General features: G+C 72.8%; 8 protein-coding genes and 1 pseudogene. 3 read left to right on the top strand and 6 right to left on the bottom strand.

The annotated features are described in order from the left end of the window. Positions 1-9: 9 nt before the first annotated feature. Positions 10-1,569, bottom strand: coding sequence for a phage tail sheath family protein (locus tag DIZ27_RS05395; RefSeq protein ID WP_109377125.1), 1,560 nt, complete (start codon positions 1,567-1,569; stop codon positions 10-12). 242 nt (positions 1,570-1,811) lie between these two features. Between DIZ27_RS05395 and DIZ27_RS46865 the strand changes: the two genes are divergently transcribed. Beyond that, positions 1,812-4,592, top strand: coding sequence for a DUF4157 domain-containing protein (locus DIZ27_RS46865; RefSeq protein ID WP_109377124.1), 2,781 nt, complete (start codon positions 1,812-1,814; stop codon positions 4,590-4,592). Between the two features lie 19 nt (positions 4,593-4,611). Here DIZ27_RS46865 and DIZ27_RS05385 read toward each other — a convergent pair whose 3' ends face one another. The 4 genes from DIZ27_RS05385 to DIZ27_RS05370 form a co-directional block, all read right to left on the bottom strand. Next, on the bottom strand, positions 4,612-6,648 hold the full coding sequence (locus DIZ27_RS05385; protein ID WP_258308268.1) for an ATP-binding protein: 2,037 nt from the start codon (positions 6,646-6,648) through the stop codon (positions 4,612-4,614). A gap of 104 nt (positions 6,649-6,752) precedes the next feature. Continuing rightward, on the bottom strand, positions 6,753-7,460 hold the full coding sequence (locus tag DIZ27_RS05380; RefSeq protein ID WP_109377123.1) for a DUF4255 domain-containing protein: 708 nt from the start codon (positions 7,458-7,460) through the stop codon (positions 6,753-6,755). Next, entirely contained in the window at positions 7,457-10,729 is a 3,273-nt protein-coding gene (locus DIZ27_RS05375; RefSeq protein ID WP_109377122.1) for a DUF11 domain-containing protein, read from the bottom strand. Before DIZ27_RS05375 ends, DIZ27_RS05380 begins: the two co-directional genes overlap by 4 nt. Positions 10,730-10,875: 146 nt before the next feature. Further along, positions 10,876-11,550: a LuxR C-terminal-related transcriptional regulator gene (locus tag DIZ27_RS05370; protein WP_258308267.1), complete on the bottom strand. Its 675-nt coding sequence runs from the start codon at positions 11,548-11,550 to the stop codon at positions 10,876-10,878. A 243-nt stretch (positions 11,551-11,793) separates the two neighbouring features. On the opposite strand from DIZ27_RS05370, the gene DIZ27_RS05365 reads away from it, so the two are divergent. After that, positions 11,794-13,140, top strand: a complete 1,347-nt coding sequence (locus DIZ27_RS05365; RefSeq protein WP_109377120.1) for a hydrolytic protein — start codon at positions 11,794-11,796, stop codon at positions 13,138-13,140. 458 nt (positions 13,141-13,598) lie between these two features. Here the strand turns inward: DIZ27_RS05365 and DIZ27_RS05360 are convergent. Beyond that, a pseudogene (locus DIZ27_RS05360) lies at positions 13,599-14,417 on the bottom strand (tyrosine-type recombinase/integrase); the annotation flags it as partial. Positions 14,418-14,489: 72 nt separating this feature from the next. Here DIZ27_RS05360 and DIZ27_RS05355 point away from each other — a divergent pair. Beyond that, positions 14,490-15,722, top strand: coding sequence for a threonine/serine exporter family protein (locus tag DIZ27_RS05355; RefSeq protein WP_109377119.1), 1,233 nt, complete (start codon positions 14,490-14,492; stop codon positions 15,720-15,722). Positions 15,723-15,923 lie beyond the last annotated feature (201 nt).

Genomic DNA, 15,923 nt, shown 5'->3' with positions numbered 1-15,923 from the left:
ACCCGCGGGTCACTCGTCGATGAGGCTGGTGCTGTCGGAGAACTGGGCCAGCCGGAACACCACGAACTCCGCGGGCTTGACCGGCGCGACGCCGATCTCGCAGATGACCCGGCCCTGGTCGATGGACTCCTGCGGGTTGTTGTCCCGGTCGCACTTCACGTAGAACGCCTCCTCGGCGGTACGGCCGAACAGCGCGCCCCGGCGCCATTCCTCGGTGAGGAACGCCGTGACGTTGCGCCGGATGCTCGACCAGAGCCGGTCGTCGTTCGGCTCGAAGACCACCCACTGGGTGCCCAGGAGGATCGATTCCTCCAGGTAGTTGAAGAGGCGGCGTACGTTCAGGTAGCGCCAGGCCGGGTCGGAGGAGAGGGTGCGGGCGCCCCACACCCGGATGCCCCGGCCGGGGAAGGCCCGTACGCAGTTCACGCCGATCGGGTTCAACAGGTCCTGCTCGCCCTTGCTGAGCCGGAGTTCCAGGTCCACCGCGCCGCGGATCACTTCGTTGGCGGGCGCCTTGTGCACGCCGCGCTCGGCGTCGCTGCGCGCCCACACACCGGCGACGTGTCCGCTCGGCGGGACGGTGGTGTTGCGTCCGGCGGCCGGGTCGAAGACCCGCACCCACGGGTAGTAGAGGGTGGCGTAGCGGGAGTCGTAGCCCGCCTCGTCGTTGCGCCAGGTGCGCACCTGCTGGGCGGAGAGCCCGGGCGGGGTGTCCAGGACGGCCACCCGGTCGCCCATCTGCTCGCAGTGCGAGATGACCGCGAGCTGTACGGTGCGGACGCCCTCGGCGTCGATGTCGCCGCGCAGGTGGGCGCTCATCAGGTCCGGCACCGCGACCATGGTGATCTCGTCGATGGCCTCCAGGCCGCCGAAACCGGTGCGGGCCGCGGCGTCGCCGACGTACTCGGCCGGGTCGAGGCGGGCCACCTCCCCGGAGCCGGACGCGGCGGGCACGGCGGGGGCGTCGGGCAGCGCCACGGTCTGGCCGGCGGGCCTGCTCTGGGCGGCGCCCCGCTGCTCGGTGACCTCGATCAGCCTGGAGGCGCGGGCCTGGTTGACCAGGTACCCCTTGACGTTCTTGCGGGTGGAGGCCTCGTACGTCTCCACCACCTGGCCGCCCTGGTGGACCAGGACCTTGAAGCGGTCCTCCGGCGGGTTCTCGCCGTCCGCGTCGGCGACCTCCACCGACACCCCGGTCGCACCCGGCTTGGCCGCGACCAGGAAGCCGCCGAGCTCCACCGGCTCCGCCGCCCTGGCCTCCTGCCGCCGGGTGCCGTCGGCCGCCGGGGCGGAGGCGTCCTCGGCCGAGCCGCCGATCCGCACCACGTACGCGGCGCCGCCGCCGTTGGCGAAGTACCCGTAGACCGCGTGGGCCAGGTAGGTGCCCTCGGTGAAGCCGCCGAACTGCTGGGTGTACTGCTCCCAGCTGGTCACCAGCGTCGGCGCGTGGAACGGGCCGTGCTGGGCGAACCCCACGAACGCGGCGACGGCGGTGCCGACCCCTTCGATCGGTCGGGCACCGGACTGCACCTCCTCCACGTACACGCCCGGGGTGAGGTACGTCGGCATGCTCGCTCCTTCGCGTCCTTGCGGGTCACCTGTGTCCAGGCCGAGTCTGCGCGGGGGCCCACCAGGGCGAACAGGGACGCGGGGACCTGGCCGGGGGCAGGACCGCTGCCTTTCCCCACCCGCGCCGACCGCCGGGCCGCCCCCCGGACCTGCCCTCGGTCTGCCCGTACGGACCTGGACGCCCCGTTCGCCCGCGCAGTCCACTGGGTCCGCAGCAGGGTGCGCCGGCGAGGAGGCAGCAGATGCAGACGTCCAGGTCGCGCGCCGAGCAGTCCGGGAACGAGCGGACGGCACGCGGCCCGGCCGCCGCCCGCCGGGAGACGCCCTCGGGCGGCACCGCCGTACCGCCCCCGCTCACCGCCGCCGCGCTCCGCGCGGCGCAGCGCGGCGCGGGCAACGCCGCGGCGTCCCTGATGATCCAGCGGGCACGGCGTCGGCGCGCGGACGAGCACGGGCACGGGCCCGGCTACGGGCACGGCACCGCACCGGTGCAGCGCTCCTCCCCGGTCCACGAGGTACTGCGCAGCCCCGGGAAACCACTGGACGACAGGGTGCGCACGGAGATGGAAGCCCGGTTCGACGGCGCGGACTTCTCCGGCGTACGTCTGCACACCGGGAGTCTGGCGCGCAGGGCCACCGCCGAGGTGGACGCCCGCGCGCTCACCTCCGGCCGGCATGTGGTCATCGGTCCCGGCGGCGGTGACAAGCTCACCCTGGCGCACGAGCTGGGCCACTACCTGCAGCAGCAGAAAGGCCCGGTCGGCGGCACGACCGACCACCGCGGCCTGGCCGTCTCCGACCCCGGCGACCGCTGGGAGGTGGCGGCGGAGAAGCAGGCACGGCAGGTGATGAGCGGCCCGGTGCCGGTGCTGCGCGCGACGGAGCCCGGTGCCGCGCGGCCGTCGGAGACCGCGGCGCACCCCGCGCCCCGGGTGGCACCGGTGCAGCGGGCGTACACCGACGACGAGGCCGACGAGGAGTACCTCGGCGACGACGAGTCCGACATCGCCGAGGCCCTGGAGGACGACGAGACTCTCCAGCAGCTCATCCAGGACGTACGGGCCTGCACCTGCGAGCCGACGCTGCAGCAGGAGGGCCGTTCCACGCAGCAGGCGGTGGTCAGGTTCCCCCGCGACCAGAGCGAGGAGCGGGCCGAGCAGACCCTGCGGCACATCTGCATCCGGCTCTTCAACTGCATCCGTTACCTGCACGACGTCGCGCAGCAGAACACCCAGGCCGACGCGGCCGCCCTCGACGCGGACGGCGACACCGCCATGGCGGAGACGTCGTCCGCACCCGTCACCAGGACCGCCAAGGCGAGCAAGGGCGCGAAGGGTACGAAGAGTGAGGGCAAGGCGGCACCCAAGAAGAAGGGACCGGCCCGGGAGTCCGAAGTCCAGGGCATGCTGATCAACGGGCGGCTGGTGTTCGCCACCAACCGGAACCGCTCAGTCACGCTGCTGATGGAGTATCTCCAGGCCCAGTCCGCCGGCCGGCCGCAGGACGCGCCCGCGCTGGACCTTTCTCACCTGATGAACCGTGAGCCGTCGGAACGGGCACTGCGCACGGGCCGTCCGACCAAAGAAGCGGACGACGTGATCAGCACCAACCGGCGCGCCCGGCTGAAGATCCAGCAGGTCTACCAGGGCAAGCGGGCCAGCGAGACCGCCGAGGCGATGATGCGCAGGGGGCCCGTCGTCCCGCTGGAGGCACAGCCCACGAGCCCCGAGGCACTCGCCCGGCTGAAGGAGTTGCTCACCTCGGACGAGTACAAAGGCGTGGTCATCCTGCTCAAGCACTCCACGGGGCCGCGGGAGAACCCGGACGGCACCAAGTCGATGCACGCCGAGCAGAAGCTGATGCTCGCGCTGGAGGCGGCCGATCTGCCGAAGGAACAGCGTGGAGAGAGGATCGTGGTCCGCGGTGTGAAGCGGCCCTGCAAGGCGTGCTGGGCGATGCTGGAGCACTACCGGCAGCGAGGCTTCCCGGTGAGCTTCAACCAGGACTTCGGGTCCTTCTTCCAGGAGTCGGCCGCCACCATCGTGGAGCACCTGCCCCACGTGGCCGAGCCGCCCGGCGGGCAGGGCGGGGGCAACTGGATGTCCGAGCAGATCGTCACGAAGGCCAAGGGCGGCACCCGCATCTCCGCGTACTCCGGGGAGCGCGCGCCCGACGGGGCGGAGACGGGCTCGCGCGGCGGGAAGCAGACGCAGGTCACGGCCAAGCAGCGGACGAAGGACGGCAAGGTCACCCACAGCCACGCCAAACACGGCACGGGTGGCCATGAGACCCTCTCCGACACCGACGTGATCGAGGAGAGCGACGGCTCGCTGATCAGTACGCTTGCCAAGCTGGACCTGAGCGGCATCCGGGGCGTGGCGAGCGCGGACTCCGAGTCGGAGGCCGCCCGCCCCAGGCTCAAGCGTCCCCGGAAGGTGCAGCTCAAGGACGACCCGGAGGCGATCAAAATGCTCGAGGACGCCATGGGGCCGGACTTCAAGAAGCTGCTGGAACAGCGCAAGCAGGCCGAGAAGGGCGGCAAGAGCAACGCCGCGCTGAGCTACCCGCCGCGCTTGCTGGAGGCGATCTACACGCTGGTCAACGAGCGGGGCATATCGATGAACAGCATCGCCGGACACCTCGGCGTCGCCCCGGGCCGCCTCAAGGGGACCGTCGAGAGCCGTACCGGTCACAAGAGGCAGCGGACAGACGACGGCAACGGGACGGCGACCTCGTCGGCGGCGCCCAAGAGCGGCAAGGGGTCCACCCGGACGCTCGGCCGCCCGTTGGACGACCCCGGCAGGGAGTTGCTGCGCAACGCCATGACCGCCGACTTCCACACATGGTGGCTGGCCACGGAAGCCGGCACCGCCGCCGGCGACACTCCGGCGTTCGGAAGGGCGATGGAGACCGTCCTGCGCACGATGGTCGACGACTACAACGCCACGTCCATCGGTGACTACCTGCACATTGCGTCGCGCACCATGCGCCGCCGCATGGAAAAGCTCAAGGCGGACGACTAGCCGGGTCCGACGGGTCCGTTCACCCGTCAGCCAGCACGTCCCGCGTCCACCGCCCGAACTCGCTCTCCAGGACCAGCCGTCCGAGCTTGCGGTACTCCTGCGCCACCGCCGTCACCAGCTGCCGCATGGTGAGCGGCTCGCCGGACTCCGCCGCCAGATAGGCGGCGCTCACCGCGCAGGCCCGGATCGAGCCGCCGGCCAGTTCGAAGCGGTCCGCGCAGAAGGCGAGGTCGAGGTCGTCGGCCCGGGGCAGCCGGTCGCCCAGGCACCGGTCCCACAGGGCGAGGCGCTGTCCGGTGTCCGGCATCGGGAAGTCCGCGACCACGTCCAGGCGGCGGGTGAACGCCTCGTCCAGGTTGGCCCGCAGGTTGGTGGTGAGCACCGCGATCCCGTCGAACGACTCCATGCGCTGGAGCAGGTACGCCGACTCGATGTTGGCGTGCCGGTCGTGCGCGTCCTTCACCTCCGAACGCTTGCCGAAGATCGCGTCGGCCTCGTCGAAGAGCAGCACCGCGTTGACCGCCGACGCCTCGGTGAAGATCCGCTCCAGGTTCTTCTCCGTCTCCCCCACGTACTTGTCGACGACCGTGGACAGGTCCACCACGTACAGGCCCATGCCCAGGTCCGCCGCAACGACCTCGGCGGACATGGTCTTCCCGGTGCCCGACTCACCGGCGAACAGCGCGATCACGCCGCGCCCCCGGCCGCCGCCGGGCCGCATCCCCCACCCTCCGAGCACCTGTTCGCGGTGACGGGCGCGCAACGCGAGTTCCCGCAGCCGCCGGTGGGTGAGCGGCGGGAGCACCAGATCGTCCCAGCCGACCGCCGGCTCCACCCGGCGGGCGAGCCGGTCGAGCCCGGCGCCGTTCTGGGCACGCACGGCGGTGCGCAGGTCGTCGGGGCGAACCGGGCGGCCCGCGAGGACGGCCGTGCGCACCGCCACGTCGGCGGCGCGGCGCAACTGCCCGGAGTCCAGGCGGTGCGCGGCGACCGCCCGGGCGAGCTCCCCGGTGTCGCCGGTCACCGAGCCGTCACCGGCGGCCCGGTCCAGGGCGTGCCGCCAGCGCGCGGCCTGCCGCTCGGGAGAAGGCGCCGGCACCGTCAGGGCCACAGGGGTGTCGGCCGCCCACTCCGGATCCCAGCCGACGGTGCCGTGCGTCAGCAGGGGCATCCCCCGCAGCGCCGCACACCACGCCGCGAGCGTACGGGCCCGCACGGCGGGTTCCGCGGGCAGCGCCTCCAGCGGGCCGAGGACGACCCCGGCACCGGTCAGACGGACTTCCCGCGCGGCCACCCGGGCGAGCTCCGGTACGTCGTCCGAGCGCCGGGCGAGCGCCGCCGCGTCCACGACGAGCGGGCGCAGCCCGGCCACGCGCAGGGCGGCGGTGGCCAGACCCTCGGCGTCGCCGCCCCGGCTGCGCAGGTGGACGAGGCCGATGCCGGTCCCGGCAGCGGTCGCCGTCCGGCGGACCTCCGCCTCCGCGGCGGTCGGGTCCTCCCGGGCCTCGCCGAGCACCCCGGCGAGCCGGGCGTCGGGCCGCGCGCTGCCCAGGAGGTATCCGGTGACCCGGTCGGGGACCACCAGCACCCGTGACAGCGGCGGCCGTTCCGGCTCGGTGACCTCCACCAGGCCGCCCTCGACCAGCGGGCCTCCGGGGGCGAGCCGGAAGCGGGCCGGGGAGGCGCCGGCGAGGCCGCACAGCTCCAGGGCGAGTCCGACCGTGGGCCGGCGGCGGGTGAGGTCGTCGTTGAGGTAGCCGTAGAGCCGTTCGAACCGCGCGTCCAGGTCGGGCGCCACCGCGACCAGGAGCAGGTCCAGGTCGAGCGGGGACAGCCCGAACCGCACGGCGAGGCCGCCGAGGACGGAGTCCGCCGGTGGACACCACGGTTCGCGGGCGGGTACGCCGAGGCCGCCCGGCTCGTCCAGGATGCGGGCCGCCGCCTCGGGGGTGAGGTACTGGCCCTTGTACGGGTCGTCGGGGTCGGGGTCGGCGGCGCGGCGGACCGCCACCGCGTGCCGCACCCGCTCCTCGACCGCGCGGAGCCGCGCCCACAGGTGCTCCGCGTCGGCGGAGACGGGTTCGGCTTCAGGTCGAACAGCGGCCCGAGCGGGGGTCCGATCGGCGGCCCGAGCGGCCACGCCGGATTCGGCGGTGTGCGTCACGGCTGGCGGTCCCCCCTGCGGCGGCGCCGGGCCGGGGCGGCCGGCCGCTCACGCGGGCCGGTGAAACCGTCCGCACCCGCGTCCCCCGTCTCCGGGTAGCGCAGCCGGCGTCCCGCCACGGCTTCCCCGTCCTCGCCCCGGGTGGCGGAGCGCACGACGAGCCCTTCGGTGACCGGCGGCGCGACGGCCGTGCTCACCCCGGCGAGCGGCGCCCGCACCCGCACCCCGAGCGACGCCTTCAACTCCCCGCCGAGCGCCGACCACACGTCGGAGGCGGCCGGTGCGTCGAGCCCGGCCCCGGCGGTGTCCAGGCCCACGGTCAGGCCGAGTTCGGCGAGTGTGCCGGTGAGCAGCCGCGCGGGCAGCGTGTCGGTGGCCACCAGGCAGGCGAGTACCTGCGAGAGCAGCCGGTGCTCGTCCTGCGGACGGCTCGCCCACGCCGTGACCAGGTACGTCAGGTCGAACCAGCGCGGCGGGGTGCGCCGTGCCACGACGTGCCCGTCCGCGTCGTACACCTCCCCGGCGCCGCTGCCGCGCCGGGTGGTGTCCTCGCGGATGTCGTACAGGAAGACGCAGACCGTCGGGGCGTTGCGGCGGGAGGCCCAGTCCCGGGTGGGGGCGTCGAAGACCACCTCGACGCCCGACGCCTCCAGGCCGGACTCGCCGAGCAGGCGGCGCAGCCCCTCGTCGACCTCGTGGATCACCGGCGGGTCACCTCGTCGGGTGGCTGCACGGTGCCGCTGACCACCAGGAAGTCCGTCTTCACCGGGGAGAACCCGGGGCCCTTGGCGGTGATGACGCGCGGTCCCGTCTGGTCCTTGGCGAGGATGAGCAGCTGGCCGATGAACGTGCCGTCCGGCTTCGGCACGGTCGGCGCCGCCGCCGCGGTGATCCCCGGCTTCCAGGTGAACCGCACCGGCACTCCGGGCGGGAAGTCCTCGCCGCGCACGGAGGTGACGAAGCCGGGCTTGCCGATCCCCGGCACCGCGACGATGCGCGGCTGGAGGATGCGCAGCCGCTGCCGGGCGGTGTTGTCGCTCGGGTCGGCGTCCGTCCCGCTGGTGGTGAGGTTGCCGGTGACATTGCCGGTCAGCGCCTTGTCGGGGCTGAGGACGACCCGGACGACGGTGCTCCCGCCCGGTGCCAGGTCCGGCAGCGCGCACACCCAGGAGGCGTCGCAGCCCGGCGGCGGCCCGTTGTCCGGGACGCCCGCGGGCAGGCCGATGCGCAGCCGCAGTCCGGTCGCCAGCGCGTTGCGGCCGTTGCGCACGGTGTACGTCACCACGACCCGCCCACCGACGTAGCCGGGGTTCGGCTGGGCCGTGACACGCACCCCGGGCCCGGCCTCGGGCTCGTCCGGCTCCGGGATCACGACGGGCGGTGCGGGCACGGACGGTGCGGGCGCAGGCGGTGCGGGTGTGGGTGGTGCGGGCGCAGGCGGTGCGGGCGCAGGCGGTGCGGGTGTGGGTGGCACGGGCCTGGGCGGCACGGGCCTGGGCGGTGTCGGCTTGGGTGGTGTCGGCGTGGGCGGTGTCGGCGTGGGGATGGGCGGGGGCGGCACAGCCTCGCGCACCGGTACCACGGTCCGGCCGTCGTTGTCGCCGGGCTGCGGATCCAGGACGGTGCCCTCGACCGACCAGTCGACCGGCGCGTCGCCGGGCACGAGCCCGGCGAGGGTGACGTCCACCGGAACGGCCGTGCCGGGCGGTACCACACCGACGTCGCACTGGAGGGAGCCTGCCCCGCAGGTGCCCCCGGGCCGGGTCAGCCGGGTGACCTCCACCCCGGGCGGCGGAGCGACGGTCAGCCAGGTGCCGGGGGAGGCGGCGGGACCGTTGTTCACCACCTCGACGCGGACCGTGGTGGACTCACCGACGGGGACCTCCGGGACGGTGCCGGGCGCCCGGACCGCGAGGTCCACGGACTGCTGGACCCCGGGTTCCTTCTGCCGGCCCGGCAGACCGGTGGTGAGCGGGGTGAGCCCGCCGGACGCGATGTCCAGCAGGTGCAGCTTCTCCGGGCTGTTGACCGGGAGGCCGGAGCGGGAGCTGAACACCAGCCCGGCCCCGTCGGCCGTCCAGGCGGGGTCCCGCGGCTGGTACGGGCCGGTGGCCGAGGTGTCCGGCAGCTCCTGGCGGCAGGCGTCGGCACGCCCGCGGGCGGCGGCGGGCAGCAGCACCCGGCAGCCGTCGTCCGCCAGGGACGTCAGCAGGAGGCCGTTGCGTTCGTCGATCCGGCCGCCGCCGCTCTTGCGGTTGAAGGCGATGCTGAGCCCGTCCGGGGAGAACGCCGGGCTGTCGTCGATGACCTCGCAGCCGTCCGGGCAGATGTCGTCGCTCAGGTCGTGCTGCTGGTCCAGCTCGTCCACGGGCGCGGTCCAGATGTGCTTGTTGCCGCCGCCTCCGCCGATCACGTGGACGCGGGTGAAGGCCAGGGTGGTGCCGTCGGGAGACCAGGTGGGCTGGGCGTCGCCGTCCTGGACCTGGTCGTCCGGCGGGGTGACCGTACCGGTGATCTCACCGGTGGCCACGTCCGCGACGAGGACGCGGCTGGGTCCCGCGACCCCGCCCGGTGAGGTCCGGGTGAAGGCGAGGTACCTGCCGTCCGGGGAGAGCGCCGGGTCGGTGTCCCAGTCCCCCGGGCCGCGTCCCTCCAGCTCCATGGGTGCCGCGTTCGAGCCGTCGGCGTCCGCCGTCCAGATGCGTTCGATCCGGCCGTCGGAGGTGTCCTCGAAGCGGGTCACCACGATCCGGCGGCCGTCGGGCGTGTAGTTCTGCCGCTCGGTCCACGGGTCGTAGCCGACCGCGGGTCTGAACAGCGGGTCCTTCGCCGGATTGGTGTTGGTGTCGGCCGCCGGGTCCTCCTTCAGGATCTCCAGCCCCAGATCGCGGGGGTCGGCCCCGTCCGTCCGGACGTCCTGCAGCGTCACCGTGTGCGGACCGGACGCCGAGGTGCGCTCCACCACCGCGCCACCGCCGTCGAGCGGGCCGAGCCAGGTGGGCGAGAGGACCTCCCGGTCCTCGCTGAGCACCAGCGAGGGCGTGGCGGTGGAGTGCGCGGGCACCCGGAACACGTGGTTCCAGTCGCCTTCGCACTCACAAGTGTTTTTGGTGCTCAGGAACATGATGTCGTCCCCGCCGGGCAGCCACGTCGCCCCGTGCGCAGGCCACTGCTCCTGGCTGCCCCCGAGCAGCGGCCGGTCGGTGCTGCCGTCGGTCACCCGCAGCTGGGGATCGCCCCCCTCCCGGGTGGTGGTGTACGCGATCCGGTCCCGGTGCGCGGGGTCGTCGACCGGGTTCCACACCGGTTCGGTGGCCGTGCCGTTCGCGGGGTCGGTGGCCCGGGTGGCGGTGCCGCCGGCCAGGGGACGCACGTGGATCTGCGGTCCGGCCGACGGGTCGGCGTCGCCGGAGTAGGCCAGGCGCTGCCCGTCCGGCGAGACCGTCGGCCACTCCTCGTCCGAGGGGGTGTCGGTGAGCCGCGTCAGGCCGGTGCCGTCGGTGCGCACCAGCCACAGGTCCCGCTGGTCACGGCCGCCCGGACCGCCGGGTTCGGCCGAGTCGAACACCACGGCCCGGCCGTCCGGCGTCAGCCGGGGGTGCGCCGCGTCCCGGCCGCTGGTGAGACGGCGGACCGAACCGTCGGCGGACCGCAGGTAGACCTGCGGGTCCTGCTCGTCGCGGCGGCTCGCGAAGACCAGCGTGTCGCCGAGGGCGGACGGCTGGACGTCGAAGTGGACCGGTCCCTCACCGAACAGCGGTGTACTGGAGGTCTTGGTGGCGACCTGGCCGAGGCTGCGGTGCCGGGTACCGGCGTAGGTGATCCGGGTCTCCGCGGTGTCGGCCGCCCGCGGCCCGGGCTCGGCGCTGCTCTGCCCGGAGGTCGCCGTCACCCCGAGCAGCGGGATCAACAGCAGCAACGACGTGCCGAGTCCGCCCAGACGGCGCCGCCCGCCGGGGCCGGCGGTTCTCATCACAGTCCCCCTACGCAGTCTGGTGCGGCATCCGGATGTGCCCCCGCCACCCTGCGCCGGCGGCAAGCGGCGCGGCAGGGCGGCGGGGCCGTACCCGGGGGAAACGTGAAGTGCTCTTTCGGGCAGTGCCGGGGTACCGGCCGTCGTCAGATCAGCCCGTTGCGCAGCGCGTAGCCGACCGCGTGGGCCCGGTTGCGCAGTTGCAGTCGCGTGTTGATCTCGTGCAGCACGTTCTTGACGGTCCGTTCGGAGTACGCGGTCTTGCGGGCGATCTCCGCGGTGTCCAGGCCCTCCGACACCAGACGCAGCATGTCCGCCTCGCGCGTGGTCAGCGTGGACAGACCCCGCGGGTCGATCGCCGAGCGCTGGAGGCCGCCCACGTGCGTGAGCAGCTTGCCGAGCAGGTCGCCGGGGAGCACGCCCTCTCCGTTGGCTATCGCCAGGACCAGGTGGAGGAGCCGGTCCTGGTCGGCCTCGGTGCGGCGCAGCACCGCCACCACACCGCACTCGATGACGCGTTGCAGCGCGCCGGTCCCGAGGGTGCCGACCACGAGGCCCGTGCGCGTGGTGGTGTTGTGCCGTAATCGGTGCAGCAGGGCGGCCACGTCGTCGTCGACGCTGTCCACGACCACCAGGGACGCCTGGGCCCGCTCCGCGTCGGCCTCGCCGAGCAGGTCGACCTCGGGACGCGAGCGCAACTGCTGGACGACGCCGACGCGCAGGACCGGATCGGCGGCGTAGACGGCCACGGTCGCCCGGCCCGGGCGATCGGAACGGGAAGTCCCGGCAGTGGACCGGACGTGGGCGGGCGCACGTGACATGGTGGCGGACATGGTCCGGTTTCTTTCTTCTGGGACGGACATAGGGAGCTACCTGTCTCATCAGTCCGTGGGGTGGCACAGGGGCGGCACGGCCGCCCCTGTACGACTCGCGTGGAACGACGGAATGCCGTCGTTCCGCACCCTCACGAAGGAGTCGGTCATTGCTTCCCGGGCACTACGACTGCCCGGATGTTGCCCGCGTGCTCCTCGTTGAGCCCCCGGGCACGGTTCTACCGTCGTGGTGTGACGCCTTCTGCAGCCTCTTCCGGTCCCGGTGCGCACGCTCCCGACATCCCGGCGGTGACGGTGGCGCCGGGCGGCACCGCCACCACCAGCGTGACCGTCCGCAACGACAGCGACGTCGTCGAGGCGTACAGCCTGGAGGTCATCGGGGACTGCGCCTCCTGGGCGACCGCGGAACCCCCGCGGGTATCCCTCTATCCCGGCACCTCGGAAACGGTGACGATCCGTCTGGATCCGCCGCGCTCCCCGGAGGCCCGGGCCGGTGAGATCCCCCTCGGCGTGCGGGTCCTGCCCTCCGAGCACCCCGAGTCGGTACGGGTCCTCGAAACCACGGTGCGCGTCGAGGAGTTCCGGGAGCTGCACACCGAGCTGGCTCCGCGGCGCCGGCGCGGCTGGCTGCGCGGCCGCTACCGGCTGGCGGTGCGCAACCAGGGCAACTCCCCGAGGCAGGTGGGTTTCTCCCCCGGTCAGGCGGGCGAGGAGCTGAAGTTCGTCTTCAGCCCGGCGGATCCCAAGCTGGAGCCCGGCGAGTCGGCCGAGGTCGGACTCCGGGTCCGTACGGGCAAACCCGTGTGGTTCGGCGCTCCGGTGGTGTGGCCGTTCACCGTGGACACCGCCGAAGCCGACGACCAGGAGGCGGCACGACGAGACGCGACCGCCGTCCGGGCTCCGCTGGACGCGGAGTTCGTCCAGATCCCGGTCTTTCCCAAGTGGCTGCTCGCGGTGCTCGCGGCACTGCTGGCACTGCTGCTCGCCTGGTTCGCCCTCGTTCGACCGACGGTGCGCAGTGCCGCCAAGGAAGCGGCCACCGAGGCGGTTCAGCCGCGTCCCACGCCCGCCGAGGGGTCGGACGGGCAGGCTCCGGGCACCGGTTCCGGCGATGGTTCGGGTGCCCTGCCCGGCGGCCGGGAGAACGGTCCCTCGGCCGGGCCGGGCGGTGGCGGCACCGCGCCCGGGCCGGGCGGTGGCGGCACCGCGACCGGCACCGGCCGGCAGAGCTCGGAGACCATCGACCTGCAGACGCCCGCCGGACAGACCGAGACCGGTGTCTACCGGGTGCCCGCGAACAGTGTCTTCGGTGTCACGGACATCGTCGTCGCCAACTTCCAGGGGGACGAGGGAGTGCTGACGATCTCCTTCGGGGAGCGCAAGATCACCACCATCGCGTTGGAGACCTTCCGCAACCAGGACTACCACTGGGTGACCCCCATCGAGATCCCTGCGAACGACACCGTGACCATCAAAGTGACCTGCGACAAGCCGGGAACACCGGCCAGCGGCCGCCGAGCGTCGACGTGCCACGAGGTCCTGAACGTGAGCGGCACGCTCGGCAGTACCACGCGATAACTCATACCTCAAGCCTCAAGGCATTGTTGATCGAAATCAGCGCCACCTGTAAGAGTGCGATCTTTTTCGTCCAGAAATCGACACTTGGGACTGAAAATCAGTCTGTCCCAGACATGACAGGAGCGCACATCACCGGAAGGCGGATGCACGCGCGAAGGCAACCCGAGCCGGACACCTCACCCACCGAGCCGAGCGCCGAACCTGTCCGCGCAGGCGCTCTGCCCGCCTTTCTTCGAAGCCGTGCCCAGAGCGTGCCCGTCTGAGCGGACGACCACGGTCACCAGCGGTGCCCCAGGCCGGTGCAACGGCGTCGGCACAACGAATCGACGCAGGTCAGCCCCATGCAGCTGCACAAGCGCCGTCGCTTCCCAAGCTGAGAGCGCGAGTTCGATTCTCGTCACCCGCTCCACGAAGAAGGCCCAGGTCGGAGACCCGGGCCTTTTTGCTGTCTTCGGCGATCACTCGTCGCGTGCCAGATTCGTGCCAGAAGGCTTCTCGGCTCTCTTCTTGGCGGCCTCGGCCCGAGCCTTCCGGACGGTTGCGTCGAGGCCGGCGGCAACCCCCTCCTGTCGCTCCTCGTCGGAGTGCTGACAGATCAGCGCAGTCTTCTCGGAGGACTGCCCGGCGCGCACCATCGTCTCCTTGAGGGTGGCACCGGACCGTGTGGACAGCGTGTGCCCCGTGTGGCGGAGATCGTAGAACCGGAAGCCCTCGGGCATGCCGACGATCTCACGCGCCCGTCGCCACTTCCGCCCGAAGGTGCTGCGCCGGAACGGTGCTCCCTTCTCGCCAACGAAGATCAGCCCATCCGGTCCCGGCTCGGCGTAGCTCTCCAGGTGCCACCGGAGCTCCCGGCAGAGGAACGCGGGAAGAATCACAGTCCGAGTTCCGGCTTCGGACTTGGTGTCGCCCCGGACGCGCCGACCGTCCATGCGCTCCGGCTCGGCGAGGCGGACCCGGATGCGCAGGTCGTCGACGTCGACGTCCCGGCGCCGGAGGCCGGCCAACTCTTCCGGTCGCATCGGCCCGTAAGCGCCGAGGTACACCATCAGCCGCCACCGCATTCCTACGGCATTGGCAAGAGCGTCGACCTGGGCGACGGTGGTGATACGCCGCTCGGCAGCCTTCTCCTTACCGGCGCCCTTGATCCGGAACGGGTTGCGCTGGATCAGCTCGTCATCGACGGCGGTTTCCGCGGTGGCTTTCGGGAGCCGGTACGCCTCGGCTGTGATCGTCTTGGCGCCCGTGATCCGCAGCCGCTCGGGGGACGGGGACCGTGCTGTCCGAGATGCCGGGAGCCAGCCGTCCACCCAGGCTGGAACTCCTGGTCCCGGAGTGAGGAGGCGGGCGTGGAGCAGCGATCGGTTGTGGACCTCGACGCCCTCACGGCGTTCCTGGCCCGGCTGACCGGCCTGCTGCTGCGCTCGTCCGGCGAAGGTGCCCATCTCGTCGAGCGAGCCGTGGCCGACAGTGCCCGTGCCTTCGGCGGTGCCGCGTCCCTGCTGCTGGTGCCGGAGGCGGCGGTGCTCACGGTCACCGCGGCGGACGGCGGTACCCGCGCCGTCATCGTGCACGGCTTCCCGGAGGTCTTCCGCCTCGACCAGGTGGCCGCGCTCAAGCCGTTCCTCGCCGACGTGCGGGCAGGCCGGACCGGGATCGCGGAGGCCGACCACAGGCTGAGGGAGATCGAGGCGGCGGTGCCGTACCCGTGGTGGCTGAAGTTCCTCGGCATCGTGCTGTTCGCGCTGGGTTTCGCGCCGTTGATGCAGCCCACCTGGTACGAGATCGCCACCACGGCCGTGCTGGGCGCGCTCGCCGCGACTCTCGCGGTCACCGCCGACCGCCTGCCCCGGCTGCACCGGTTCCTTCCGCTGGCGGTGTCGACGGCGGTCTCCGTGGTCACGATCGAGCTGTTCGCCAACAACCCTGCGCACGGCGGCCCCGTCCTGCTGATGCTCCCGGCGCTGTTCTACTTCGTCCCCGGCGACTACCTGAGCGCGGCGACCGCCGAGCTGGTCGCCGGTCTGATCACCACCGGTGCGATACGGCTCGTCTACTCCGTCTTCCTGCTGGTCCAGCTGTACGTCGGTGTCCTGCTCGGCGTCCTCTTCGCCGGCGCCTCCCCCCACGCCCTCTTCGACGTCGCCGCCCACTCCGACCTGCCCCGGTGGACGCTGTTCCTGGCCTGGATCGTCTTCACAGCGGGCACTCTGTTCGCCTTCGCGATCCCCCTGCGCTTCTTCTGGCCGCTGCTCCTGCTCGTCTACGTCACCGTCGGTGTGCAGTCGGCGTTCACGAAGCTCGCCGGGGAGACGGGCGGCACCTTCGTCGCCGCGGTCGTCCTCGCCGCCACGGCCACGCTGATCGCGCGCGGGCCGCACCGCCCACCCCGGCTGATCCTGATCCTGCCCGGCTTCTTCGCGCTCACCGTCGGCTCGCTCGGCATGCGCGGCCTGACCACTCTGGCCGGCGGCTATGTAGAGGGCTTCCAGGACCTGCTGAAGCTGGTCACCATCGTCACCGCCCTCGCCCTCGGCCTGGTGGTCGGCGAAGCACTCACGCAGGGGCACGGCGACACGTAGACGAAGCGGCACCACGACCCACGCACCGGCGCGGCCTGCGCCGAGCAGGACGACGCGGCCCGCATGAGCCGGGCCCCGCCCACGGCGCGGACCGCCGACCGCTCCGTGGCGAGAACCACGCTGGAACAGATCTGACCAAGTGCGACGGCGTCCCCGGACTCGTATCCCTGGCACGTTCCAGCGCCTCGTCATCGATGTCGA

The organism is Streptomyces sp. NWU339 (genome assembly GCF_003143855.1).
Taxonomy (GTDB): Bacteria; Actinomycetota; Actinomycetes; order Streptomycetales; family Streptomycetaceae; genus Streptomyces.
The sequence above is the reverse complement of the archived record's forward strand: the minus strand, read 5'-3'. Positions and strand labels throughout refer to the sequence as shown.